Here is a 25892-nt window from a genome sequence, read left to right as displayed (position 1 = left end):
CCCGGTCAGCGGACGTTGGCGCCGCGCCAGCGGAAGGTCAGCAGGCTCAGCAGCAGCGCCGCCAGGCACCAGCCGCCCAGCACCGCGGCGGTCCTGCCCAGCTCCCACGTGCCGGCGGGCTCCACCACCGCGAAGTCGGCGGGCAGGAACACCGAGCGCAGGCCCTGCGTCATCCACTTCAGCGGGAAGAACGCCGCCAGGCTCTGCATCCAGGCCGGCAGCTCGCTGTAGGGGAAGAACACCCCGGAGATGAACTGCAGCACCAGGAACGGCAGCGTGACGATCGCCGCGGCCGAGCGGGCGTTCGGGATGATCGCGCTGAAGGCCACCGCCAGCAGCGAGCAGGACGTCGCCCCGAGCAGCAGCACCCAGGCGAAGGTCAGCCAGTGTCCGGCGTCCGGCGGCAGCGGCAGGCGGAACAGCGCGACGCCGACGCCCAGCAGGATCGCCGCCTCCAGCACCCCGGTCACCACCACCCGGACGATCTTGCCGACGAAGTACGCCGTCTTCGGCATCGGCGAGGAGGCCAGGCGGCGGATCATGCCGTTGTCCCGCTCGATCGCGATGTTGATGGCCAGGCCGTTGAAGCTGACGCTCATGATGCCGCAGGCGATGATCCCGGCCACGAACATCTGCTTGAAGTCGGTGTGCGTGCCGGGGACCGTGCCGGAGAAGATCGAGCCGAGCACCAGCAGCAGCACGATCGGCAGCAGCAGCGTGAAGAACAACGACTGCCGGTTGCGGAAGAACGACTTCAGCTCCACCGACGAACGGGCCGCCGACGCCCGCCACAGCCCCGACCCGCCGCCCGGCGCGCGCGCGGGACGGCCCTGCTCGGCCACGATCGCGTTCGAGCTGGTCATGCCTGGGCCCCCTGGTTCTCGCGGATCAGCTTGAGGTAGACGTCCTCCAGCGTGGGCCGGTGGACGCGCAGGTCGGGCAGCTCGTCGGCGCCCGCGCGGGCGGCCCAGGGCAGCAGCGCGGCCAGGGCCCGCGTGGGCGTGTGGGTGAGCAGCGTGAGCGTGCCGCCGGGCACGCCGGGCGTGCAGGACGGGTCGAGCGCGGTGCCCGCGGGCAGGTCCGGCAGGCCGGCCGCGCTCAGCTCGGGGGTGAGGGTGAAGCTCACCGCGGCGGGCGTGCCGCGCCGTCCGCCCAGCTCGCTCACCGGCCCGGTCTCGACGATCCGGCCGGCCACGATCACGGCCGCGCGCTGCGCCAGCGCCTCCACCTCGTCGAGGTAGTGGGTGGTCAGCACGGTCGTCTTGCCCTGGTCGACGAAGAAGCGGACCAGGTCCCACGCCTCCATCCGGGCCTCCGGGTCCAGCCCGGTGGTCGGCTCGTCGAGGAAGATCAGGTCGGGGTCGCCGACGACGCCGACGGCCACGTCCAGGCGGCGCAGCTGGCCGCCCGAGAGCGTCTGGGCCTGCTTGCGCTCCTTGGCGCCGAGGCCCACCATGTCGATCACCTGCGCCGCGGGCAGCGGCGCGGGGTAGAAGGCGGCGAAGTGCTCGACGACCTCGCGGACGGTCAGGTCCGCGTAGGCGCCCGTCGTCTGCGGCACGATGCCGAGCCGCGCCCGCCACTGCGGGGCGTCCTCGGCCGGGTCACGGCCGAGGACTCGCACGTCGCCGCCCGAACGCCTGCGCACGCCTTCGAGGATCTCGACCGTGGTCGTCTTGCCCGCGCCGTTGGGGCCGAGTAAGGCGAACACCTCTCCGGGACGAACGTCCAGGTCCACTCCCTGCAGGATGAGAGCGGGACCGTACTGCTTGCGCAGCCCCCGTACGTGGATGGGGTTCGCCTGGTCGTCGGACATGATCTCCTCTACCTCCTCTTGGCGTGCGTGGCTCCCGGCGTCAGGTGCAGCAGCAGCAGGGGCAGCAGCAGCAGTTGACGTCGCCGGCCGCGATCGAGTCGAGGTCGCCCTCGCTCAGCTCGGCCATGTCGATCTGCGGCGTCTCGGGGATGTGGAACTCGAACGTCCCCGTCTCCAGCCCGCGCTCCCACAGCGAGACCTGCACGTCGAGGTTCGTGTCGTGGTGGCCGTCGGGAACGTTGCGCACGAGGGTGATCTGGGCGCCCGCGGGAACCTCGAGGCCGGCCTCGGCCAGCGCCTCACGGGGATTGCTGTCCAGCTTCGCCGAGAATTCCTCGCTCGACCACGCGGTGATCAGGACTCGCGTGTAGGCGTTGACGAATTCGGTCCGCTCTCTGGGGTTCAGGGCCATTGCGTCCTCCTGGAGCTTTTCCCCTTCGGCGCGGTGCGCCGTCTCGGAACGGAGTCTTACACAGCCGAATTCGCAGTGCCTAGACTTAATTTCCGGGGCCTCGGATTAAGTATTGAGAGCCCTCTGCTTAAAAGGTACTCTGCAAATACGCCGACCGGAACAATACGAAGCGATATACGTATTCGATGGCCGGAAATGCGTATCGAGAATATTCGTCTGCGTAAGCCATCGGGAGAACCCATGTCCGGGACGTACGTATCCCCCCGGGTGCCGCCGGGACCCGCCGGAACCCAGAGCCTGAGGGCCATGCGCGACGCTCCGCTGGAGTTCGTCACCGCCATGGCGGCCCTCGGCGACGTCACCCGCCACGACGCCGACGGCGAGCCGGTCTACATGCTCAACCGCCCCGACCTGGCCAGGCACGTGCTGAAGGAGAACGGCGCCGCCTACACCAAGGAGCGCACGCCGGACGACGACATGCTCCGCCCCCTGCTCGGCAACGGCCTGCTGACCAGCGACGGCGCCGAGTGGGCGGCCCAGCGCCGGATGTGCGCGCCCGCGTTCCGGCCCGCCGAGGTGGCCCGGTTCGACCGGGTCATCGTGGAGGCGGCCGAGAACCTGGTGACGCACTGGGCCGGCGGCCGGCCCGTACGCGTCGACCACGACCTGACCTCGCTCACCCTCACCGTGATCGTGAAGGCCATGCTGGGCACCGACATCGGCGTCGCGGGCGAGGGCTTCGGCCGCGCCGTGGACGCGGTCAACCGCTTCATCGGCCACTACGTGCCCAGCGACGACCCCGACCCGGCCGGCACGGCCGCCCGGCACGCCGGCTTCCTGCGCGCGCGGGCCTTCCTCGACCGGGTCACCAGGCTCATCATCGCCGCCCGCCGGGCCGGCGGCGCGGGCGACGACCTGCTCGGCGCGATGCTGGCCGAGGGGCACGCGATGTCCGACGCCGACCTGCGCGACCAGGTGCTGACCATCGTCATGGCCGGGCACGAGACCACCGCCAAGTCGCTGACCTGGACGCTCTACCTGCTCGACCGCAACCCGGAGGCGGCCGGGGCGGTGCACGCCGAGATCGACGAGGTGCTGGCCGGCCGCTCGCCCACGGCCGCCGACCTGCCGGGGCTGCGGCGCTGCCGGCAGGCCGTCCAGGAGGCCATGCGGCTCTACCCGCCGGTCTGGCTGATCTCACGCCGCGGGACGGCCGACGACGTGCTGGACGGCTACGACGTGCCGGCCGGGTCGCTGGTGTGCGTCAGCCCGTGGGTGCTGCACCGGGATCCGCGGTACTGGGAGCAGCCTGATGCGTACCGGCCGGAGCGGTTCGACCCCGGCCGGGCCGCCGGGCTGCTCAGCCACCAGTATCTGCCCTTCGGCGGCGGCCCGCGCATCTGCGTCGGGCGGCACTTCGCGCTGGCGGAGGCCACGCTCGTGCTCGCGGTGATCCTGCGCGGGCTGCGCATGGAGCTGGTGCCGGGCTTCCCCGTCGAGCCCGAGGCGCTGGTCACGCTGCGGCCCCGGCACGGCCTGATGATGACCCCGAGGCCCCGGTGAGTGCCCCGGTGAGTGCTCAGGCGAGTGCTCAGGTGAGTGCTCAGGCCGCCACCGGCTCCTACGACGCCGCCAACACCACCTGGGGAGGCGTGGCGGGCGAGCTGGCCCGGCTGGAGGCCCAGGCGGCGCTCTCCTTCGAGGAGGAGCTGCGCATCATGCGCGACCTCGGCCTGACCGGCCAGGGCCCGCTGCTGGAGCTCGGCGCCGGGTCCGGCGCGGTCACCCGCAGGCTGCGCGCCGCCGAGCCGGGGCTGCCGGTCATCGCGCTCGACGTGGACGCCGCCCTGCTGCGCAACGCGGGCGGCTGCGGCGCGCCGCTGGTCACCGCCGACGGCGCCCGGCTGCCGTTGCGTACCGGCAGCGTGGGCGGCGTACTGCTGCGGTACGTACTGCAGCACGTGGGCGATCCGGCGCCGATGCTGGCCGAGGCGCTGCGCGTGCTGCGTCCCGGCGGCCGGATCGTGGTCGTCGAGGTGGACAGCATGTTGTGGGGGCTGGCCGACCCGATGTACCCGGAGCTGGCCTCCGTGCACGCCACCATGGCGCAGGCCCAGCGCGGCGCCGGAGGAGACCGGCAGATCGGCAGGAAGCTCACCCGGCTGCTGCGCCGCGGCGGGTTCGCCGACGTGGTGCTGCGCCCGTTCGCCACCACCAACGACACCCACCCCACCGCGGCCTTCGCCCCGCACCTGGGGCCCGAACGCCTGGCGCCGCTCGTCGCCTCGGGCGCGCTGCCGATGGCGGGGCTGGCCCTGGCCGCCGACCGCTGGCGGCGCTTCCTGGCCGACCCGGACGCCTGGGTCATGCTGCTCGGCTTCGTCGTCGCCGGGACCGCACCGTACGGACCGGCTCAGCACCCATCGGAAGGAAGCACGTCATGAGTCCGTTCTGGAAGATCTTCATCGCGATCTTCAGCTACATCAGCGCGATCGTGGGCCTCGGGCTGGCCGTCGTGAACGCCAGCGAGAAGCCGCCCGCGACCTCGCTGGCCATCGTGTACGGCGCCGCCGGCCTGCTGTTCCTGGCCGTGGGCGTGCTGCTCAGCCGCAGAGCCCGCTACTGAGGACGGCCCGGGGCCCGGCCCGTCAGGAGGCCGGGTCGCAGGGGCGCACCTCGACGATGTCGCCGGGCGCGTAGGGCATCTTGCGCGCCCACGACTCGGCCTCCTCGGCCGACTGGACCTCGATCACCCAGATGCCGCCGATCTGCTCCCGCCCGACCGCGTACGGCCCGTCGACGGCGGGCCCGTCGGGCCTGACCAGCTTGCCCTCCCTGGACCTGGTCAGCCCCGCGCCGTACTTGACCTTGACCCCCGCCATCGCCATCGCCCGGCCGAACTGGCGGTGCGCCTCGGCCATCCGCTCCCGCTCGCTCTCGCTGAAGGCGTCCCAGAGCATCTCGTCGCCGTGGATCAGCAGCACGAAGTCCATGAGTCGTCTACCTCCCTGTGGGTTCTGCCCCAAAGGCGTGGGGGGGCGCGGGCAGAGCCCCGGTTGGCACTATCGTGACATCCTTCCACGGTCGCAGCGCCGTAACCCGACCCGGTCGCCCGGCCCGGCCGGCAGGCGCCCGGCCCACTCCAGCGCCGCCTCCTCCGACGGCAGGTCGAGGTAGGCGGCGAACAGCGTGGCGCGGTCCCGTCCGGACAGCTCGGCCCAGGCCCGTTCCGGCCCGTGGATCAGCAGCGCGAACTCCATGACGGCTCCTCCCGTGCGCTCACATCTGCCGCCGCGCCAGCCGCGCGAACAGCCCCTGCTCCTCGGCGAGCAGCTCGTCGTAGGTGCCCTGCTGGACGATGCGCCCGCCGTCGAGCACCAGGATCTTGTCGGCGTCCCGGACGGTGGACAGCCGGTGGGCGATGACCACGCGTGTGGCGTTGAGCCGCCGGGTGCTCTCGGCGATGACGTTCTGGGCGGGGTTGTCCAGGGCGCTGGTCGCCTCGTCGAAGAAGACGATGCGGGGCCGCGAGACCAGCGCCCTGGCGATCATGATGCGCTGCCGCTGGCCGCCGGAGAGCGTGTTCGTGCCCTCCGACAGGACGGTGTGCATGCCCATCGGCATGGCCGTGATGTCGTCGGCGATGCCGGCCATCGCCGCCGCCTCCCAGGCGTCGTCGATGGTGTGGTTCGTGCTGCCGACGATGTTCTGCCTGATGTCGCCGGCCAGCAGCGCGCCGTTCTGCAGCACCACGCCGCACTGCCGGCGCACCGCGCCGAGGTCCAGCTCGCCCAGGTCCTGGCCGTCGTACAGGACCGAGCCGACGCCGGGCTGCTCGAAGCCGAGCAGCAGGCGCAGGATGGTGGACTTCCCGCTGCCGGTCGGGCCCACGATCGCGACGAACTCGCCGGGCTCGATCGACAAATCGATGTCGGTGAGCACCGCGGGGCCGTCCTCGCCGTAGCGGAAGGACACCCGCGACAGGCTGACGCGGCCCGACAGGTCGCCGGGGTCGGCCTTGCCCGCGTGGTCCTCCGGCTCGGCCTCCAGCACCGGCGCCAGCTTCTCCAGCATCGGCACGACGCCCATGGCCGTGATGGCCGCCCCGGTGAACTGCAGCACCGAGGCGATGAGCAGGCTGAACGCGGCGAAGAAGGCCAGGAACGCGCTGATCGGGAGCTGCCCGCGCAGCGGCCCGGCGGCCACGGCGAAGATCACGACCGAGCAGACCAGCGGGAACCCGGCGTTGAAGGTGGTCACCACGTTCTGCAGCCGCCGGGCCGCGGCCGAGGTGGTCCTGGTGGCCATGAAGTCGCGCGTCCACACGCCGAACGCCTGGTCCTCCGCGGCCGCCACGCGCAGCTTGGGCACCGCCGACAGCAGCTGGAACACCCGCGAGGACAGCCGCTGCTCCTGCTCGTACAGGCGGCGTTGCAGGCGCACCTCGAAGAAGCCGGCGACCGCGCACACCAGCACGCCGGCCAGCACCAGCAGGGTCGCCAGCAGCGCCAGGCCGACGTCGTAGACGTACACCAGCGCCAGGTTGGCCAGCCCGCCGAACAGCCCGAGCGTCGCCGTCGTCATCACGCCCGACAGCGTCTCCTGCGCCGCGCTCACGCCCAGCACGGTCGTGCCCAGCTCGCCGGTGGAGTACCGGCCGAAGAACGTGACGGGCAGCGACAGCAGCCGGGTCCACGCGCCCGCCTGCACCCGGGCCGACGAACGGCCCTCGATGCGCAGGGCCGCGACGTTCTGCACGATCGACAGCGCCCCCGCCACCAGCGCGCCGCCGATCACCAGCGCCGCGCCCTGCACGATGAGGTCGCGCTCGGCCCGCTGCACGAACGTCCCCAGCACCAGCCCGGTCATCGCGGGCACCAGCAGGCCGATGACCGCCACCAGCGTGCCCAGGGAGGCCAGCACCCACAGGTCGCGGCCGTTGCGGGCCAGGCCGAAGCGCAGCAGCCCGGCCACGGTCCGCACCTCGCGCGGCAGCGGCTGGTACAGCACCTCGGCCTTGCCGCTCAGCGTGGCGGCCACCGCCTTGGTGATCGGCGTGACCCGGCTGTGGCCCGGCTGGGCCACCACGTACCGCGAGCCGATCGGCAGCAGGGCCACCGGCGTCCCGTCGTCGGACCGGTAGCCCACCATGGGCCCGATGTCGTGTTTCCACCAGCCGTCGTCCAGCCGGACCGAGCGCGTGCGCACCCCGGAGGCCAGCGCGACGGCCTGCAGCGGATCGGCCCCCCTGGCCTGGCCGGGCGGCGGCGCGGTCACGGTGAACCCGCCGTGCGAGGCCACCAGCCTGGCCGCGGCCAGCGCCGGCGGGTCGGCGGTGACGTCGGCCAGGCGCACCTTGGCCTCGGTGTCGCGGACCAGCGTGTCGAAGCCACGCCGGGCCGCCCGGGTCGTGCCGGCCTCGCGTTCCTTGCGCCGCCGCAACGCCTCCAGCTCCTGCGCCCGCCGCCGCTCGACCCGGCGGTCCACGGTGTAGAGGAAACGGATGGCGTGCTCGACCCAGCGAGCCCAGATCGTCTCGTCGGCCAGCAACTGCCAGGTCGAACGGGCGCGCAGCCGGGCGGGCGCGTCGGCGACCAGCCAGTCCCGCTCGGTCACCGCCAGCTCGGCGCCCGCGGTCAGCACGCCCGCCACCCCGTCGGGCATCTCGACCGCGCCCGCCTCGACGGTCATCCACCGCACGCCGTCCACCGACCGGGCGGCGCGCCCGGCGGGCAGCTCGGTCACCGCGTCGGGCAGCAGCGGGACGAACTCGCGCGGCGGCAGCGCGTCGCGCAGCGCGGTGGCCAGCGCGATCATCCCCGCCTCCAGCCCGCGGACGAACTGCCGGACGGCCAGCCCGTACTCGGCGGTGGACATCGTCGCCGACCGGTTGGTGCCCGACAGCTCGCCCAGCCTGGCCAGCGGCAGACGCGACACCCGGGTGCCGAGCACCGGACGGCCCACGATGCCGTGCCTGGGCCCCTTGGGCGAGCCCGGCAGCAGCGTGCCCTGCCGGACCCGGCACAGGTAGTGCCACCGGCCGACCGGACGGCCGCCCTCCAGCCGCACCGCGAACAGGTCGACCGCGCCCTCCTCCACCAGCAGCACCTCGCGCACGCCCGACAACACGAACAGGTTCTCCGCCGAGTAGTCCACCGGCGTGGCGGCGTCGGTGAAGAACGGGGAGAAACCGGCCACCTTCAGCACTGCGTCATCCTCCGTGTCGTCTGCCGTGTCGTCATCCGCCGTCGCCGTTCTTGCGCAAGCTCCTGAGCAGCTCGGCGTAGTGGCCGTCGAGCGCCAGCAGCTCGGCGTGCCTGCCGCGTTCGACCACCTCGCCGCGGTCGAGCACGATGATCTCGTCGGCGTCGCGCACGGTGGACAGCCGGTGCGCGATGATCAGACAGCCGCAGCCGCGCCGGCGCAGGTTGTCGGCGATGGTCCGCTCGGTCTCCGGGTCCAGGGCGCTGGTCGCCTCGTCCAGGATCAGCAGCGTGGGCTGGATCGACAGGGCGCGCGCCAGCTCCAGCCGCTGCCGCTGGCCGCCGCTGAGGTTCCTGCCGCCCTCCAGCACCCGGCTGTTGAGGCCGCCGGGCCGGGCCGCGATCAGGTCGAACAGCGCCGCGTCGCGCAGCGCCGAGACCGCCACCTCGTCGGGCACGTCGTCGCTCCACAACGTCAGGTTGTCGCGCACGGTGCCCTCGAACAGGGTGATGTCCTGGTCCACGTAGGCGACGGAGGAGGCCACGACGGCCCGCGGCAGGTCGTCGCGCGGCCGGTCGTCCAGCAGCACCTGGCCGGAGGTCGGCGCGTACAGGCCGGCGGCCAGCTTGCCGGCGGTGGACTTGCCGCTGCCGGAGTTGCCGACGATCGCCACCCGGCGGCCCGGCACCACGGTGAACGACAGGTCCCTGATGACGGGGGCGGCGAGCGCGTTGTAGCCGAAGGTCACGTCGGCGAACTCCAGCCGCCCGTCCAGGCGCCCGCCCGGGTCGGCCTGCTCCCCGCCGGCGGCAGCCCGCTCGAACGTCCTGGCCATCGGGTACTTCTCGACGTCGTACAGGCGGCAGATGTCGGCCGAGATGTCCTGCAGCTGGCCGCCCAGGTTGGTGAGCTGGGTGACCGGCCTGGACAGGGCGTTGAGCAGCGTCTGGAACGCCACCAGCATGCCGACGCTGATCACCCCGTCCACCACCCGCAGGCCGCCGATCAGCAGGATCAGCCCGCTGTTGATCCCGGCCAGCAGCGGCGGCACGACGGTCAGCGTCGCCGTGGCCACGCCCAGCCGCTGCTTGGCGGTGACCGCCTTGGCCAGGAACCCGGCCCAGCGCTGGAACGCCGTCGGCTCGGCGCCCGTCGCCTTGACGGTCTCCACGAGCTGCAGCGTGTTGAACGTGGTGGAGGTCAGGTTCCCCAGGTCGGCGCGCAGCGCCGCCACCGCGTCCGTCCGTGCCCGCGACACCTGGCGCAGGACCAGGATGTTCAGCAGCGCCATCGACACCCCGACCAGCCCGAGCAGCACGTCGTAGCGGATGAGCACGGCCGCGTAGAACAGCACCAGGACGAGGTTCACCAGCGTGACGGCCAGGTCCCGGGACAGGATCTCGGCCACGCCGTCGTTGGCCTGCACCCGCTTGGCCACCTCGGCCGGACGGCGCTGGAGGAAGAACTCCACCGGCAGCCGCAGCAGATGGCGGAAGAACCGGGCCGAGCTGACCAGGCCGAGCCGGATCTCCAGCCGCAGCAGGTAGTGCCGCTGCACCGAGGTCAGCACGAACACCACGACCGCGGTGACCCCCATCGCGAACAGCAGCGGCATCAGGTAGCCCGGGTCGCGCCCGGTCAGGATCCGGTCGATGAACACCCGGCTGAACGCCGGCCCGATGATGCCCGGCACGACCAGCAGCAGGCTGGCCAGCAGCACCAGCGGGAGCGCGCGGCCCGACGGCATCCGCCGCGCCAGCAGGGCCTGCCCGACCCGGGTGGGCCGGCCGCCGGGCCGGAAGTCCGGCCCCGGCTCGAACGTCAGGACCACGCCGGTGAAGCCGGAGTCGAAGTCGTCCCAGTCGATCATCCGGGGGCCGCCCGCCGGGTCGTTGACCGCGACGGCCTTCCTGCCGAACCGGCTGCGCACCCCCTCCAGGACCATGAAGTGCTGGAACGCCCAGAACACGATGGCCGGCTCGGCCAGCGAGCGCAGGTCCTCGGCCTCCATCTGGAAGCCCCTGGCGATCAGCCCGTAGCGGCGGGCGGCGGCCACCACGCTGGAGGCCTTGGCGCCGTCGCGGGAGACGCCGCAGGCCGAGCGGAGCTCCTCCAGCGGCACGAACTTGCCGTGGTAGCCGAGGATCATCGCCAGCGAGGCGGCCCCGCACTCCACGGCCTCCATCTGGATCACCGTCGGCGTGCGCCGCCGCCACCTCCACCGTCGCCGCCGCCGTACGGGGGCCGCCGGGGGAGCGGGCGCGGCGGGCTGCCCGGGGGCCTGGTCCGCATGCCCCTGCTCGGGGACGCCGGTGGTGGTCACACGTCCCTCCCGGGGGCGCTGGTCGTGGTCACGCATCCCTCCTTCGGCCGGGCGGCGGGGGCGTTCACGCGGCCCACCTCAGCGCCCGAGCAGCAGGTCGAACAGCGTCTGGCTGCCCAGCCCGATCGCGCCGCTGACCGAGACCTGCGACTGCAGGCCCACCGGCGGCCCCTGTTTGGTCGACCAGGCGTAGCCGGACGGCGTGCCGGCGTCGCGCACCAGGTCCACGATCACCAGCCTGGACGGCGTGTTCCGCAGGTAGCCGCGCGCCGGGTCCGCGCCGCCCACCAGGTCGGCGGCCTGCTCGGTCATGACGGGGTAGGCGCTGACCGACGCGACCCGGCCGCGCAGCAGCCCGTACGCGCCGGGCGGCGCCGAGGAGACCGCCAGATCGACCGGTTTGCCGGGCACCACGCCCATCGCCCGGTCGACCGGCACGAACAACATCGCCACCAGCCGGTCGCCCGGCGCGTCCGTACGCTCGACGAGCAGCAGCTCCTCGCCCTCCCTGACCACGTGTCCGGGCACGGCGGAACCGGCGACCACCCGCCCGCCGAACGGGCTGCGCACCACCTGCTCCGACCCGCCGTCGGCGGCGATGACCGCCACCGCCTGCCCCTCCCGCACCGCCTCGGCCGGCTGGACGAGCATCGAGCGCACCGTCCCGCCGTACGGGCTCTGCAGCCGCGCCGTGCCGCCGGGATGGGTCAGCAGCCCCACCGCGGGCACCGTGACCGGCAGCCGCCCGGCGAAGAACCACACCCCCGCGGCCACCACGATGATCAGCACCACGAACGTGGCGATCCACCCGCGCGGGGAGGCCAGCAGCGTCGGCGAGTCCAGCTCGTCGGGCTCCCGCATGCGCTGCAACGCCTTGAACCGGAACTTCATCACGCCGTCCCCTGGAAGCGGCCGCCCGGCCGCCGTCGTGCCGTCATGGGCCCATCACCGCCGGCTGCCGACGATCAGCTCGCCGACGCTGCCCTCGGTCAGGTAGTCGAGGCCGCTGGCCAGCGCGAAGTCGGCGGCGTCCCCGCCGCCCAGCGCGCACACGGCCAGGTCCATGGCCGTGCCGGCCAGGTAGAGCGTCTGGTAGAGCACGCCCACGTGCTTGAGGACCAGCGAGTAGCCGATCGTCTCGTACTTCCACATCACCCGGCCGAAGCGGGCGGTGACGGTCAGCACCACCTGCGGGTCGCCGGTGAGCTGGGCCGCCGATCTGGCCCGCTCGACCAGCGCCCGCACGGCGGGCGTGGGCGGCGAGACCAGTTCCAGGGCGTGCCCGGCGGTGTCGTAGTGCCACAGCCCCGGCTCGGCGCCCTGGCAGGACACGATCAGCGGATAGACCTCCAGCTCGTGCACCGAGCCGCCGGAGGGGTAGGGCCGGTCGGCCAGCTCCTGGCCGTCCGGCGAGGTGAACACGGCCCGCCGCCGCATCGTCCGGTAGAGCAGCTCGCCGAGCTGGGCCAGCGTGATGGGCGCGGCCGGGTCGTGCTCGCGCAGGGAGCGGCGGCGTTCCAGCGTGTCGGTCAGGCTGGGGTCGGTCTTGGCCAGCAGCTCCAGGTCGGGGCGGGGCAGCTCGATCCGCTCGCCGGTGAACGGCGGGGGATCGGCGGGCACCGGCTCGAAGCGGGAGGTGAAGGCGTACGTGCCGCCGTAGCGGCCGGTCCAGCGGGGGCCGCGGCTGTGGGCGTGCAGCCACAGGTCGCGCGGGTGCCACTGGGCCTGGCGCAGGTCGTCGTCCTCGGGGCCGGTGGCCAGCACGCCCGCCGCCGCCAGGAACCGCAGCACCTGCCCCGGCGCGGGAATCCGGGCCAGTTCCGCCGGGGTGGTCCAGGACGCCAGCGCGCCGAGCAGCCCGCAGGCGGCCGGCGACAGCTCGACCACCGCCGGGCTGCGCGGCGAGCGCACGGTCAGCACGCCCTCCCCGGCGGTGACGACGGCGAAGCGCGACAGCCTGATCGGCGTGTCCGCCGCCGGCGCTGGCGCGGGCTCCACGCTCCCGGCGCCGACCGGGCGCAGCCGGGCCCCCGCCGCGGCGTACTCCAGCAGGCCGGCTCTGGACAGGCGGCGTACCAGCAGGTTCCAGCGCAGCAGCCCGGCCTCGCCCACCGTCGCCGCCAGCGCGGTCTCGCCCGCGTCGCCGCCGGCCAGGATCCGCAGGGCGGCCGTCGTCCCGGCGTCGAGCCCGCGCAGGCCGAGCGAGCCGGCCGGCGCGGAGATGCGCACCTGCCCGTCCGCCTCGGTCAGCTCCGCGTCCCGCCGCAGCCGCAGCTTGGTCTCGTCCATGGCCCGCTCCTCTCCGTCACGCGGGGGCCTCGCGAACCGGTCAGAAGAAGACGCTGGTCGGGTTGAGCTCGTCCTCGGCGCGGGGTTCGGGGATCCAGCCGAGCGAGACCGGCACGTCGTACAGCCGGCCGGGGCCGAGCCGCCGCCAGAAGTGCCGCATGCCGGGCGCGATCACCCGGACCACGCTGAGCTCCAGATCCGGGCGGCTCTGGTCGAGCGCGATGACCTCGATCCCGGCCGCGGCGGCCCTGGCCACGCAGGTCTGCACGTCACCGGCCAGGTCGCCGCCGTCCGAGCGGGCGTAGTCGGCCAGGGTGCGGGGACGCGCGGCGGGGTCGGGCACCAGCCACGGCTCGTCGGCCAGCTTGGTCTCCTTCCACCAGGCCAGCGTGGCGACGTCGTCGTCCAGGTAGAGCGTCTCGCCGTGCTCGTCGCGCCGCTCCACCGAGGGCAGGAACTGGTTGACCTCGGTCAGCGTCCTGATGGCGGCGATCCGCGGGTCGAGGTGCGCGCCGAACCCGACGATGACGTCCTCCACCGGGTGCCCCAGCCGGTGGGAGACCCCGACGAACGCCGGGATGCCGAGGTCGGTCGTGATGTCGAGCAGCCACAGGTCGCGGTCCATGCCGCGGTAGAACTCGCGCACGGTGTCGACGTACGGGTCGCGCAGCGAGTCCAGGTCGAAGGCCGGCCGCCGGGCCCGGTTGTACCACCACAGGGCCACCGCGTCGCGCTCGACCAGCTCGCAGAAGCCCTGCAGGACGGCCTCCTCGATCGAGTTGCCCGAGGCGTTGCCGTTGGAGTCGCCCACGCAGTAGAAGTGGCGCTCCAGGTCGGGGTGGCCGTACCAGGCGTAGCCGGAGGGCACCAGCCGCTCCCGCTCCTCGGTCAGCGACCAGGCGGGCGACCAGTCGACCGGCAGGTCCGTACGGAACCGCTCGGGCACCAGGTGCAGCCGGTGCGCGGGGTCCTTGTTCCACTCCTCGCGGCCGGCGTACTGGGCGTCGGAGAAGTGCAGCAGCGACTCCGGGTGGACGGCCACCGCCGGGTCGAGGTCGGCGTAGGCGGCCTCGGTGACCGGCTCCTCGCCGCGCCAGACCCCCGAGTAGCGCTCGATGGCCTCGCACAGGGCGCTCACCCTGGCCTGCACCTCGGTCCGGCCCTTGCCGCCGCTCTGCCCCCGCAGGTTGCGCCGCAGCAGGTCCATGTTGTCGCCGATCATGGCGAAGTTGTGGCCGGCGGTGAAGCTGTAGGTGACGCCGTTGTCCTGCTCGGCGAAGGTGTGCAGCCGGGTGACCGCGCCGATCAGCGGGCTGATGTGCTTCTCCAGCCGGGCGTACGTACGCGCGGGCGGCTCGATGCGGTAGCCGCCGTCGGTGACGTGCCGGGCGCTGCGCGCCGACAGCGCGACCTTGGGGCTGCGCTGGCTGATCAGCGTGGGATCGCCGCAGGCCGGGCACTGCGGCAGCCGGACCAGGGTGTGCTCCATGACGCCGAGCGTGCGCAGGTCCACGGTGGTCATCCGGCCCTCCAGCCGCGAGGAGGCCGCCCCCGCGGCGATCCGCGCCAGCTCCACGGCCAGCAGCCCGCCCGCCACGGCCGGACCGGCGGGCGCCGACTCCCGCGCCGGGTGGAAGGGCACCCCGCCGCCGCGCTTGCCCGCCAGGTACCGCTCGACCTGCCGGTTCCCGGCCAGCCGCTGCGCCAGGCAGGCCCAGCAGCCGGTACGTCCCGGCCGGAGCACCGGGCCGACCCACAGCGTGATCCCGCCGGGTTTCACCAGCGCCCACGGGTGCCCGGCGGCCAGGTAGGCGGCGTTGAGCCGGTCGAGCGCCGGGTCGAGGTAGTCGCCGGCCACCACGACCGACATCGTCCCCCCGGGCTCGGCGGCCGCCTCCTCCACGCTCGCCGTACGCATACGTAATCCGTGCTCGCGCAGCACCGGGAGCAGCGGCGCGGCGTCGGCCCCCGCGCAGGCCACGACGGTGAATTCGGCCCGGGAGAGCGCGTCGTGGGCGTGCACCGGGTCAATTCCCTGCGCGTCCCAGAATGCCAGCGTGCTGTCCGGCCAATCGGGGCGGCCATTGGCGAGATGGCCGAATGCGGCGAATTTGCGAATGGCGATGAGCGTCTGCGGCAGCGGCACTTCGTCGCTCAGCGCGCTCGCGATCTCCGCGACGGTACGCCGTCCGTCCAGGTAGGGAAGGAGTTTCCCGGCCCCCGCCGACTGGACGAGGTAGTGCTGCCCCTCGGCCAGGAGAAACACCTTCGACCCGTCGATCACCTGGGGTGTGAAGTGCGCCTTGAGACGTGGGCGGTCCATGACCCTCCCCGTATCGGGTCCATATCGGTTGATCGCAGAGTCGCATCGGGCCGGATCCGGTGTAAAGACGTAATTCCGGCGTACGCATTTCACCGGTACGACGGGGGAAAATACGTATTGGTCCGTCGGGAATGCGCATGCGCCCCGGTGTGGGCCGGCTGTTGAACCTGGTGCCAATAGTCCGGATTAGTCGGATTCGTGCGCCCAGGTATTGACAGCCCGCCCGCCTGAGGCGGCATGATCCTGGTGGACAGTTTCAGGGGGGCCGAACTGTGGGGAGTGGCGATGTCTTCGGGACAGCCGCTGCTACACCGTGACGTCGAGACCGCCGCGATGCGGGAGGCGCTGTCGAGGGTCCGTGCCGGCGGCCCCTCCGTCCTGCTGATCCAGGGGTCCCGGGGCATGGGCAAGACGACGTTGCTCAACGCCGCGCTGGCGGCCAGGGGCGAGGCGGGGGCGCTGCTGCTGATGGCGCGGGGCCACCCCACCGAGCGCGACCACCCGTTCGGCGTCGTCCGTCAGCTCTTCGAACCGCTGATGACCGCCGGGCGCGCGCCGCCGTCCGGCGGGGGCTCCGTCGTCGGGCCCGACCTGGGCGGCGGCCTCGACCGGGGCCATCCCGTCACCCCCGACCTGCTGCACGGCCTCTACCGGGCCACTCGGTCCTTCACCGGCGACCGGCCGCTGATCATCGCCGTCGACGACGTGCACCACACCGATCCGCAGTCCTCCCAGTGGTGCTCCTACATCGCCCGGCGGCTCGACGGCCTGCCCATCGCGATGATCCTCACCACCGCCGACACCGCCGCCGACTCCGGCGGCCCCGACGACCTGGTCAGGGACCTGGCGGCGCTGCCGTACACGCGGCTGCTGCGGCCCGCGCCCCTGTGCGCCCAATGCGCCGCCCGGCTCATGGAGTCCGTGCTCGGCGCCGGGAAGGAGACCGGGGACGAGATCGGCGAGGAGGTCGCCGCCGCCTGCCACCGGCTCACCCAGGGCAACCCGCTGCTGCTGCGGGAACTGGCCGGGCGGCTCGGCCGGTCCGGCGTGCGACCGGTGAGCGCCGAGCTGCCCCGGGTGCTGGAGATCGGCGCGCTGGCGCTGACCGAGACCGCGCTCGGCTGGTTGTCCGGCAGCGGCTCCGGCGTGGACGCCGCGGGCGTCGACCTGCTGCGCAGCCTGGCCATCGTCGCGCCGGAGGACGGCATGGAGGTCGCCTCCATGATCGCCGGGCACGGCCAGGACACCGCCAGGGCGGCGGGGGAGGCGCTGCGCCGCGCCGGGCTGGTCACCGGCACGCCGCCCGACCGCTTCGCCCATCCGCGCATCCAGCAGGCCGTGCTGGCCGGGATGGACCCGGGCGAGCGCGACCGGCTGCACCGCCGTACCGCGTCGCTGCTGTACCGGCTGGGCGCGCCGCTGCGCCGCTCGGCCCGCCACCTGATGTCGGCCGGCCCGACCGGCGACCCGCTCACCGTCACCGTGCTGCGCGAGGCCGCCGGCGAGGCCGCCGCCAGGCACTCGTGGGAGGACGCGACCGGCTACCTGCACCGCGCCCTGGCCGAGACCGACGACCAGGACACCGTGCTGGAGGTCACCGCCGAGCTGGGCGCCGTGGAGAAGCACCGCGACCTGCCCGCCTGCCTGCGCCACCTGCGCACCGCCTACGGCCGGGTCAGGATGGCCCCGCACGCCCTGATGTCGCTGGCGCCGTTCGCCGACATCTTGGTCACCGCGAACTCCGCCGAGGCCGCCGAGGTCTTCGCCGGCGCGGCCGAGAGCGCCGCCGCCGTCCCCCAGTTCGGCGGCGCGGACCTGCTGCTCGTGTTCGCCGCCCAGGCGCTGCTGTGGGGCCGCTCGGCCGGACGGCTCGGCCTGCGCCGGCTCGGACGCTCCCTCGGCACGCTGGTCAATCCGGCGGCCAGGGAGTTCCTCAGCGTGCTGGCCCTGGCCACCGGCGCGCGGGGCCGCAGCCTGCCGCGCACGCTCGCCCAGACCCGGCGCTGCCTCGACGGCCAGGGCCCGGTGCCGGCGGCCGCCGTGCTGCCGCTGGTGTGGGGCGACCGCCTCGACGAGGCCTCCTACTGGGCCGAACGCCTGGTCAGCGAGACCCAGGAGGCCGGCTCCGGCACCGGCCTGGCGCTGGCGCTGCTGACCAGGGCCGAGGTGCGCTACCAGCTCGGCAGCCTGGAGGCCGGGCTGGCCGACGCCGAGGCCGCCGTCGTCAGCGCGCGCGAGTGCCAGGCCGAGGGCTTCCACGTGGCCGCCGCCGCCTGCGCCGCCCGGGTGCTGGTGGAGTTCGGCGACCTGGAGGCCGCGGAGTCGGCGCTGAAGTCCGTCGCCCCGTACGGCGACTGGCACCCGATGATCTCCGGACAGGCCCTCGACGCCCTGGGCCGCCTCCGGCTCGCCCAGGGCCGCCCGCGCGACGGCCTGCTCACCCTGCTGGAGTGCGGCCGCCGCCTGACCGCCGCCGGCATCACCAACCCCGCCTGCGTGCCCTGGGGCACGAACTCGATCCTGGCCTACGTCCTGTCCGGGGAGCGCACGGCGGCCCGCATGGTGGCCGAACGGGAGCTGGAGCTGGCCCGCGCCTGGGGCGCGCCCACCGTCGTCGCCCGCGCGCTCAGCGCGGGCAGCCTCGCCCACGAGGGACGGGTCCGGCTCGACATGCTGCACGAGGCCGTCGCCCTGCTGGGCAACCGGGGCGCCCGGCTCGAACACGCCAGGGCCCTGCTGCGCCTCGGCATCGCCCAGCGCCAGGCCGGCGACGACGGCAAGGCCCACGAGACGCTGGCCCTGGCGCTGCGGCTGGCCGCCGACTGCGGCGCGGGCCGCCTGGCCGCCCTGGCCGACAAGCACCGCGCCGCCACCGCCCCGGCCCGCGCCGCCGCCCTCGTCCCCGGCCAGGACGACCACGTGCTGACCGTCGGCGAACGCCGGGTCACCGACCTGGTGCTGCGCGGGATGAGCAACCTGGAGGTGGCCACGACACTGTCGATCAGCAAGCGCACGGTGGACACCCATCTGGCCCGCATCTACCGCAAGCTCGGCATCCACACCCGCGCCGAACTCGCCGTCATCCTCACCGGCCTGTCCGACGACGACCCGCCCGCCGGCGAACCCGTGCCCACCGGCCCCCACGAATACCTGTGACCCGGGCCGCGCTCTTCCAAGAGATCAACCAGCTCGTCACCCACGACGAACGCCAACCGATGGTCCCCTCGCCGTGCTCCCTCAGCCGAGCCGGTACAGTTCAGCGCCGCCCTCGCCGGACGTGCCGCCGTACGTGCTCGCGGGAACCCTCGTGCCGTTCTTCCGCACCCATGAGGCGATGGCGGGGTCGCCGCTCATCGGGCCGCTCTGACCCGACCCGTTGATCACGATGTGGCGCAGTTCGCCGCTGCGGACGTACTCCTGCAGCCTGGCCACCGTCATCGCCGGGTCCTGCCCGGTGAAGCCGCCCATCGCGATCACCGGCTCGCCGGTCGACAGGATGATCGACGACGCCTGCTGGGCACTGACCACGGCGACCAGCCAGCGCGCACCGCCCCGGTTCTTGAGCAGGTAGCCGACCATGTCGTCGCTCAACTCACCGGCCGGCCCGCCGACCACCAGCATGCCGCCCCGCCCCTGGGGCGGCGCTTGACCGTTCCCGGCCTGACCGTTGTGGGCCTGCGCCGCGTACGGCCCCGCCAGCGCGTTGCCGCTGGTGCTGCCGCCGCCGAACGCGGTCACCGCCGCGTACGCCCCCGGACCTGCCAGGGCCGCGACCAGCGTGAACGTCATCGACGCGACGACGACGCCGTGGCCCGGCGCCCACGACAGCCGCGCGGCCACCAGCGCGAGTACCGCCAGCACGGTCGCCGCCACGATCACCCAGCGCAGCCATGGATTCCAGTCGGGCGTCCGGTCCAGCAGCGCGAACGACCACGCCCCCGTGACCGCGACGCCCACGGGCAGCACCCACGACCACCGGACCGGCCCCCGGTACGCGTCGTACAACAACACCCCGCCCACTCCGGCCAGTGCGGCGATCGCGGGGGCCAGCGACGTGGTGTAGTACGGATGGAACACGCCCTTCGCGAAGCTGAACGCCGCGCAGTACATCGCCAGCCAGCCGCCCCACAGCACCAGCCCAGCCCGTGCCAGGTCGGTGCGCGACCGCTTCCACAGCAGCACGACCCCCGCGATCAGCGCGAGCATCGCGAACGGCAGCAGCCAGGAGATCTGACCGCCGACCATGTCGTTGAACATCCGTCCCGCGCCCGCGGCGCCGCCGAACCCCCCGCCGCCCCGGCCGCCGCCGGGCGTCTCCATGCCGAAGATCCGGCCCAGGCCGTTGAAGCCGACGACGAGGTCACGCACGGTGCCGTCGGTGCTGCCTCCGATGAACGGGCGACTCCCAGACGGGGTCAGGTCGACCACCACCATCCACCAGGAACTCGACACCACCAGCACCGCACCCGCCGCCAGCAGGTGCCCCACCCGGCGCAGCACGCCCGGCCTGGCCGCCACCAGGTAGGCCAGCGCCAGCGCCGGGACGACCACGAACGCCTGCAGCATCTTGGTGTTGAACCCGCACCCCACGAACGCGGCCGAGGCCAGCAGCCAGCGCAGGCGTCCCGACTCGATCGCGCGCTGACCCGACCACGCGGCCAGCACCAGCCACAGCACCAGCAGCGTGTCGGGATTGTTGTCGCGGTTGATGGCCACCGTGATCGGGGTCAGCGCCAGCACCCCGGCAGCGATCAGCGCCGCCGGAAACCCGGCCGCGCGCCGTACCGTGGCGTGCAGCACCGCGACGGCGGCCACCCCGGCCAGCACCTGCGGCAACATCAGGCTCCACGTCCCGAACCCCAGGACGCGGGCGAGCAGCCCCATCGCCCACAGCGCCATCGGAGGCTTGTCCACGGTGATGAACGACTCGGAGTCCAGGGCCCCGAAGAAGAACGCCTTCCAGCTCGCGGTGCCGCTCTTGACCGCCGCCGAGTAGTAGGAGTTGGCATAGCCAGCCGACCACAGGTTCCACGCGTACAGCACGAAAGCCGCCAACAGCACGCCCCAGAGCGCCGGACGCGACCAGCGCGGATCTTCAGGCCCGCCCAGGGCCAGCCGGCGCAGCCACCCCGATCCGGCACGGCCGGCCGCGGCCGACCGGCGCCCGAGGCGCCGTGGATGGAAGATCCAGGTGCGCATCAGAAGGAACCGAACCAGCGTCGCGACCCCGTTGGCGGTCACCAGCGCGGCGAGCTCGACGGCCCGTGGCGGCTCGGGCGCCAGTGCGTGCAGCAGGGCCAGGCCGCCGGTGCTCAGCGCCAGTCCGAGCAGGAACGCCAGACCGCCCTCCAGCTGCTGCCTGAGCGCCCGTTCCCGGCCCGTCACCCCGAAGGTGAACCGGCGGTTGGCGGCGGTGTTGCCGACAGTGGTGATCAACAGCGAGACCGCGTTCGCCCACAGCGGCCCCGTCACCATGCGCAGCAGCACGAACAGCACCAGCTGAGCGATCGTGCTGAACACCCCGATGATCGCGAAAGCCGGCAGCTGCCGGGCCATCCCCGCCGGCAGCCGCGGCCGCGGCCGGCTCTCCACCGGGGCGTCGAACGCGCCCGTCAGCATGCGCCGCGCCACCCGGGCCATGCCCTTCACGTCATCCAGCGCGGTTCGCAGGACGTCCACGCGGCTGTCGGGGTCGTCGACCCAGTCCACCGGCACCTCGTGGATGCGCAGCCCGTTGCGCTCGGCCAGCAGCAGCAACTCGGTGTCGAAGAACCACTTCTCATCGTGCACCGACGGCAGCAACGCCCTGGCGATCACGGTCCGCGCCGCCTTGAAACCACACTGGGCGTCGGTGAAGCGGGCCGCCAGCGTCGTGCGTAACAACACGTTGTAACCCCGGGAGATCAGCTCCCGTTTCGGGCCGCGCACCACCGCCGACCCGCGCGTCAGCCGCGTCCCGATGGCCAGATCGCTGTGTCCGGAGATCAGCGGCGCCACCAGCGGAAAGAACGCGTCCAGGTCGGTGGACAGATCCACGTCCATGTAGGCGACCACGTCGGCGTCGCTGTGGCTCCACACATGCCGCAGCGCCCGTCCCCGGCCCTTCTGCTCCAGCCGTACTGCCCGGACCCCTTGCAGTTCGGTCTCCAGCTCCTGCGCGACCTGCCACGTTCCGTCGACGCTGGCGTTGTCGGCGATCGTGATCCGAAACCGGTAGGGGAACGTCTCCTCCAGATAGGTGTGCAGTCTGCGCACGCTGCCCGCCAGCACATGCTGCTCGTTGTAGACCGGAATGGCGATCTCCACCATGCGATCCATGACCAACTCCTCGCTCGTTCGAAAGGCATGTCAAAGGCGTGGCCGCGGTGTCGATCACCTGGCGGCGACGTCCGCCGCGCCGAGCCGGGATGCACACGGACCCGGGGCAGGTAACGCCGTGTTCCCTCAGCGTCTCGAACCAGCTCAGCCACCCCCGCCGCCGCCAGGCGTGCCGCCGGTGACAGCCTGTACCTCCCGCCCGGTCAGCTCCTGCAACGTCCCGCCGTCGGTGTTGCTGAGGATGACACCGACCCAGCCGGTGTACGGGTAGATGTTCCAGCTGGCGCCGACGCCGGGGTTGGCGCCGGCGCGCCCGTGCACCCACTGACCGCTGACGATGCGGACCGCCATGTGGTAGGCCCCGAACGACTGCGGCCCGTGGGGGAACTTGGCCGCGGTGAGCACCTCGGCGTAGGGCCGTTCCAGCACCGTGCCGTCGCTCAGGGCGTGCGCGAACCGGACCAGATCCGGTGCGGTGGCGAAGCCCCCGTCCCCGGGGACGTCGATGAAGCCGCGGCCCGGGTTCTTGCCCGGCGTGGACTGGTTCGAGCTGCTCTTGCCCAGGTTGCGGACGGCGTCCACCACACTGCCGTCGGCCAGCCTCATGTGAGGGTGCGCGATGTGCGCGTTGGCGAGCCACTCCCGCCTGGTGTGGAACGCCGAGCCGGTCATGCCGCAGCGCTTGAAGATGTTCTCCTCGACGTAGTCCCAGTACGTCCTGCCGGTCACCGCCTCCACGATCAGCGCCGGGATGACGACGTCGGCGCCGGCGTGGTCGGTGGGGGTGCCGGGGGCGGCCACCAGCTTCGCCTTCCGGGCCCACCGCTCGTAGAACTCGTGCACCTCCTCCCGGCTCCGGAAGATGCGCTGCGGGTCCTCCTCCGGGGTGCTCAGCCCGGAGGTGCCGGAGAGCAGGTGGTGGACGGTCACCTGCTCGGCGACGTCCTTGGCGTAGCCCGTCAGGTGGGTGCCCACCGTGTCCGACAGCTTCACCTTGCCCTGCTGCACCAGCTGCAGGACGGCCACCGCGCCGAACGGCTTGCCCGCCGAACTGAGGCTGAACGCGATGCCCTCGTGATTGCGGATCCCCTTCTCCTTGTCCGCCATGCCGTAGCTGCGGGACAGCACCGTCCGGCCGCGGTGCGACAGCAGCACCACGCCGGAGAACCTGCCCTCCGCGGCCAGCTTCGCCACGTACCGGTCGTAGGCTCCGCCGGGACGGGTGTCCGGCGGGATGCCGGGGCCGGTCGTGGCCGGACGGTGCTGCCGGTTGCCGGGCCGGCCGCCCACCAGTGGCGCGCCGGCCGCCACCACGCCGGCCGCCGCGAGCCCGCTCCACCCGAGCAGCCGCCGCCGGCCGACGCCACCTGCAGAGTCCATGATCACGGTCCTTTCCTGACGACGAACCGACCGCTGCAGGTCTGACCGCGACCGCCGTCGGCAGCCGACCACCACCATGGGGTCGGTGCCTCTACTGAAGAGGGAGGACTGTTGTGGTGGCGTATGCGCTTCTCGATACGCCCGAGATACACCGAACCTCCGGCATCAGGGCACTGGCGCAGACCGCGCGACAGCCCGGGGGTGTGGCCGGTGGCCCTGGCAGGCCAGCGAACATGGCGGGGAGACCTCACCGGTGCAGAACTGGTCCCTGATCGACCGCGGGGTGGGCGCGGCCCGGGGCCGGATACGTGGCGGTACGCGGTGACGTGGCGGCTCCGTACCGGCAGCCTGTGGGACGGGACCCACCGGACGAGTACGAGCCGCCGGCCAGCCGGGAGATCCGAACTCCGGACGAGCCTCGGGGCCGGCCGTTCGATGGGCGACCGGCTGGGGATGAGCGTCTGGCGGGCTCTGCCCGGAAAAGCGGGGCCCCGGCCCGCGAAGCGAAGAAGCCCCAGCCGTCCGGCGTTTGCCGTTCGCTGGGGCTTGACCGCTGTCCGGACCGGACCGAAACCCGGTCTGACTTCCGAAGAGCGTGGGTGGACGATACTGGGATTGAACCAGTGACCTCTTCCGTGTCAGGGAAGCGCTCTCCCGCTGAGCTAATCGTCCTTGTTGAGTTGTCACTCAGAGCGGAAGACGGGATTCGAACCCGCGACCCTCACCTTGGCAAGGTGATGCTCTACCACTGAGCCACTTCCGCATGGCGCACTTAACTTTACCGGACCCAGGAGAGTCCGTTGTACCACCGAGGTGGAGACGGGATTTGAACCCGTGTAGACGGCTTTGCAGGCCGCTGCCTCGCCTCTCGGCCACTCCACCAGGAGTTTGACTCCGAGCGGAAGACGGGATTCGAACCCGCGACCCTCACCTTGGCAAGGTGATGCTCTACCACTGAGCCACTTCCGCGTGAATCCCCCGCGAACTCGCGGGGCCACGGGAAAACCATATCGTCTTCGCGGAGTGCCCGTGCGCAGCCCGAGCCCCGTGGGGCGAAATTCAGCGGATGACGCGCACATCCTTGGCCTGGACGAACATGACACGATGCCCGAGCTGGATCTGGTGGTACCGGACGGACCCCGTGACCCGCACGTGCCTGGCCGGGTTGAAGGCGCCGGCCGAGTAGAAGGAGCCGGTGACCGTGCCGCCCAGCGAGTACGACTGCCCCGGCCCGATCCGGTACTGCAACGGCGTCAACGGCTGGACCCCGCCGCCGTGGTACGCCGACCGCTCCGGGTAGGCGCGGCCGTACACCTTGGTGCCCGCGGCCAGCGGCGTGACCAGCGGGCCCTTCGCCGGCACGGCCGTGGGGGCGGAGGACGGGTTGAGGAACCAGGCCCGCTGCCCCAGGTACCAGATCGCCGTCCAGTCGCCCTGCTGTCCGGCCACCGCGAACCGCTGCCCGGTCGAGGCGCGGGCGCTGTGGTCATAGACGCTGTACGTGCTCGGCTTCCCGGGGTGCTTGCCGGCGTCGGAGACCAGCGGGGCGTTCTCGCTCGGCCGGGTGTGCAGCCACACGCTGGCCGCGCCGTGCTCCGGGCACCGGCGGCCGGGCTTGGTGCTGGCGCAGCCGGTGTAGTACGCCCGGTTGTCGTCGTAGGACGGCCGGATGATCACCGACGTGCCCGTCCCGTCGCCCTCGCCCTTGAACGGGTGGTTCATCAGCTCGAAGTAGTGGGCCCAGTCCCAGTAGGGACCGGGGTCCTCGTGCATGCCGGCGACCGCCTGCGCCGTGGCGCCCGGCACGTTGTCGTGGCCGAGGATGTGGGCGCGGTCGAGCGGGATGCCGTACCGGCCGGCGAGGTAGCGCACCAGCCGGGCCGACGAGCGGTACATCGCCTCGGTGTACCAGGCGCCCCTGGCCAGGTAGCCCTCGTGCTCGATGCCGATCGAGCGGGCGTTGAAGTCCCAGTTGCCGGCGTGCCAGGCGATGTCCTTCGTCGGGACGTGCTGGGCGACGTGCCCGTCCCGGGAGCGGATCGTGTAGTGCCAGCTCACGTACTTCGGGTTGCCGATCATCGACGGGATGCCCTGGTAGCCGCCCTCGGTGTCGTGGATGACGATGTAGTCGATCTGGCGGCGGCCCTCGACCCGGTCGTGGTTGCCGTAGCCGCGGTCCTTCTTCCTGCCGTACCTCTTGTACGCGGCCGGCATCCACTCGCACCTGAGGCTGCGCGGGCACTCGGCGGACGAACCGGCGGCGGAGTCGGCGGCGGAGTCGGCGGCGGTCAGCGGCAGCTCGTCCTGCGCGGGCACGTCCCAGTCGGACTCGTCGGCCGACTCCGAGTCGTCGTCGCCCTCGGGCTCCATGTCGGAGAAGAAGAACGGGTCGTCGTCCTCGTCGGAGTCGTCGCCGGTCGCGCTCTTCGCCGGGGCCGCGGGCGGGCGCAGGCCGGGCACGGCGTCCAGCCGCACGTCGAAGCCGTCGTCCGTGCGCCGCGCGACGCCCTCGCGCAGCACCGCGAACACCTCGTCGGCGAACGACCGCGCGGCGAGCGGGTCGCGGGCGCCCGAGTAGCGGGCGACGGCCGCGTACCAGTCGGCCGGGTCGGGGCTGGGATGGCGCTGGTAGGAGGCGAGGAGGGCGGCGCCGCCCCTGATGTTGGCGCGCGGGTCCGCGCGCAGCGCCCGCGGCGCGACCCCGGCCAGCCGCCCGGCCAGCGCGAGCGTCGCGTCCAGCATGAGCCGCGCGTCCCGCTCGGAGATCGGGCAGAGGCGCAGCGCCGTGTCGCGCATCGCCTCCGTCCAGACGCCGCCCAGCCCGGCC

The 25892-nt window shown here is 73.0% G+C and carries 17 protein-coding genes and 4 tRNA genes; 4 read left to right on the top strand and 17 right to left on the bottom strand.

All coding sequences use genetic code 11. The annotated features are described in order from the left end of the window. Positions 1 to 5: 5 nt before the first annotated feature. The 3 genes from ABT158_RS24025 to ABT158_RS24015 are packed head-to-tail and all read right to left on the bottom strand — an operon-like array spanning position 6 to position 2228. On the bottom strand, positions 6 to 863 hold the full coding sequence (locus tag ABT158_RS24025) for an ABC transporter permease (protein ID WP_352356835.1): 858 nt from the start codon (positions 861 to 863) through the stop codon (positions 6 to 8). Then, complete coding sequence (locus tag ABT158_RS24020) at positions 860 to 1816, bottom strand: ABC transporter ATP-binding protein (protein ID WP_352356833.1); 957 nt, start codon at positions 1814 to 1816, stop codon at positions 860 to 862. Before ABT158_RS24020 ends, ABT158_RS24025 begins: the two co-directional genes overlap by 4 nt. A gap of 40 nt (positions 1817 to 1856) precedes the next feature. Beyond that, entirely contained in the window at positions 1857 to 2228 is a 372-nt protein-coding gene (locus ABT158_RS24015) for a hypothetical protein (protein ID WP_352356831.1), read from the bottom strand. A 306-nt stretch (positions 2229 to 2534) separates the two neighbouring features. Here ABT158_RS24015 and ABT158_RS24010 point away from each other — a divergent pair, with 306 nt between their 5' ends. The 3 genes from ABT158_RS24010 to ABT158_RS24000 are packed head-to-tail and all read left to right on the top strand — an operon-like array spanning position 2535 to position 4854. After that, entirely contained in the window at positions 2535 to 3791 is a 1257-nt protein-coding gene (locus ABT158_RS24010) for a cytochrome P450 (protein WP_352356829.1), read from the top strand. A 32-nt stretch (positions 3792 to 3823) separates the two neighbouring features. Further along, entirely contained in the window at positions 3824 to 4672 is an 849-nt protein-coding gene (locus tag ABT158_RS24005) for a class I SAM-dependent methyltransferase (RefSeq protein WP_352356827.1), read from the top strand. Then, positions 4669 to 4854 (top strand): hypothetical protein, encoded by a 186-nt coding sequence (locus tag ABT158_RS24000; protein WP_189646391.1) that lies wholly within the window; start codon positions 4669 to 4671, stop codon positions 4852 to 4854. Before ABT158_RS24005 ends, ABT158_RS24000 begins: the two co-directional genes overlap by 4 nt. Positions 4855 to 4876: 22 nt before the next feature. Here ABT158_RS24000 and ABT158_RS23995 read toward each other — a convergent pair whose 3' ends face one another. From ABT158_RS23995 to ABT158_RS23965, 7 genes are all read right to left on the bottom strand, one after another. Beyond that, on the bottom strand, positions 4877 to 5221 hold the full coding sequence (locus ABT158_RS23995) for a YciI family protein (RefSeq protein WP_352356825.1): 345 nt from the start codon (positions 5219 to 5221) through the stop codon (positions 4877 to 4879). A gap of 69 nt (positions 5222 to 5290) precedes the next feature. Beyond that, on the bottom strand, positions 5291 to 5488 hold the full coding sequence (locus ABT158_RS23990) for a hypothetical protein (RefSeq protein ID WP_352356823.1): 198 nt from the start codon (positions 5486 to 5488) through the stop codon (positions 5291 to 5293). Between the two features lie 19 nt (positions 5489 to 5507). After that, positions 5508 to 8435 carry an NHLP bacteriocin export ABC transporter permease/ATPase subunit gene (locus tag ABT158_RS23985; RefSeq protein ID WP_352356821.1) on the bottom strand — a complete coding sequence of 976 codons (2928 nt, stop codon included), beginning with the start codon at positions 8433 to 8435 and terminating at the stop codon, positions 5508 to 5510. A gap of 31 nt (positions 8436 to 8466) precedes the next feature. Continuing rightward, positions 8467 to 10791, bottom strand: coding sequence for an NHLP family bacteriocin export ABC transporter peptidase/permease/ATPase subunit (locus tag ABT158_RS23980; protein ID WP_352356819.1), 2325 nt, complete (start codon positions 10789 to 10791; stop codon positions 8467 to 8469). 42 nt (positions 10792 to 10833) lie between these two features. Next, positions 10834 to 11646: an HlyD family efflux transporter periplasmic adaptor subunit gene (locus ABT158_RS23975; protein WP_352356817.1), complete on the bottom strand. Its 813-nt coding sequence runs from the start codon at positions 11644 to 11646 to the stop codon at positions 10834 to 10836. Between the two features lie 54 nt (positions 11647 to 11700). Beyond that, positions 11701 to 13044: a SagB family peptide dehydrogenase gene (locus ABT158_RS23970; RefSeq protein WP_352356815.1), complete on the bottom strand. Its 1344-nt coding sequence runs from the start codon at positions 13042 to 13044 to the stop codon at positions 11701 to 11703. Between the two features lie 40 nt (positions 13045 to 13084). After that, positions 13085 to 15367 carry a TOMM precursor leader peptide-binding protein gene (locus ABT158_RS23965; protein WP_352356813.1) on the bottom strand — a complete coding sequence of 761 codons (2283 nt, stop codon included), beginning with the start codon at positions 15365 to 15367 and terminating at the stop codon, positions 13085 to 13087. A 285-nt stretch (positions 15368 to 15652) separates the two neighbouring features. On the opposite strand from ABT158_RS23965, the gene ABT158_RS23960 reads away from it, so the two are divergent. Next, a complete protein-coding gene (locus ABT158_RS23960; RefSeq protein WP_352356811.1) occupies positions 15653 to 18523 on the top strand; it encodes an ATP-binding protein in 2871 nt (956 codons plus the stop codon). A gap of 81 nt (positions 18524 to 18604) precedes the next feature. Here ABT158_RS23960 and ABT158_RS23955 read toward each other — a convergent pair whose 3' ends face one another. The 7 genes from ABT158_RS23955 to ABT158_RS23925 form a co-directional block, all read right to left on the bottom strand. Further along, positions 18605 to 21685, bottom strand: a complete 3081-nt coding sequence (locus ABT158_RS23955; RefSeq protein ID WP_352356809.1) for a glycosyltransferase family 39 protein — start codon at positions 21683 to 21685, stop codon at positions 18605 to 18607. Positions 21686 to 21829: 144 nt separating this feature from the next. Further along, positions 21830 to 23065 carry a serine hydrolase domain-containing protein gene (locus ABT158_RS23950; RefSeq protein WP_352356807.1) on the bottom strand — a complete coding sequence of 412 codons (1236 nt, stop codon included), beginning with the start codon at positions 23063 to 23065 and terminating at the stop codon, positions 21830 to 21832. 600 nt (positions 23066 to 23665) lie between these two features. Then, positions 23666 to 23737: transfer RNA gene (locus ABT158_RS23945), tRNA-Val, on the bottom strand. 19 nt (positions 23738 to 23756) lie between these two features. Beyond that, a tRNA-Gly gene (locus ABT158_RS23940) sits at positions 23757 to 23828 on the bottom strand. A 48-nt stretch (positions 23829 to 23876) separates the two neighbouring features. Then, positions 23877 to 23947: transfer RNA gene (locus ABT158_RS23935), tRNA-Cys, on the bottom strand. Between the two features lie 15 nt (positions 23948 to 23962). Further along, a tRNA-Gly gene (locus ABT158_RS23930) sits at positions 23963 to 24034 on the bottom strand. A gap of 90 nt (positions 24035 to 24124) precedes the next feature. Continuing rightward, positions 24125 to 25892, bottom strand: a 1768-nt coding sequence (locus ABT158_RS23925) for an N-acetylmuramoyl-L-alanine amidase (protein WP_352356805.1), incomplete at its 5' end; no start/stop codon positions are given.

It is taken from the genome of Nonomuraea sp. NPDC001636, from assembly GCF_040298265.1.
Taxonomy (GTDB): Bacteria; Actinomycetota; Actinomycetes; order Streptosporangiales; family Streptosporangiaceae; genus Nonomuraea.
Note: the sequence above shows the minus strand (reverse complement) of the source record. Positions and strands in the feature narration are given on the sequence as shown.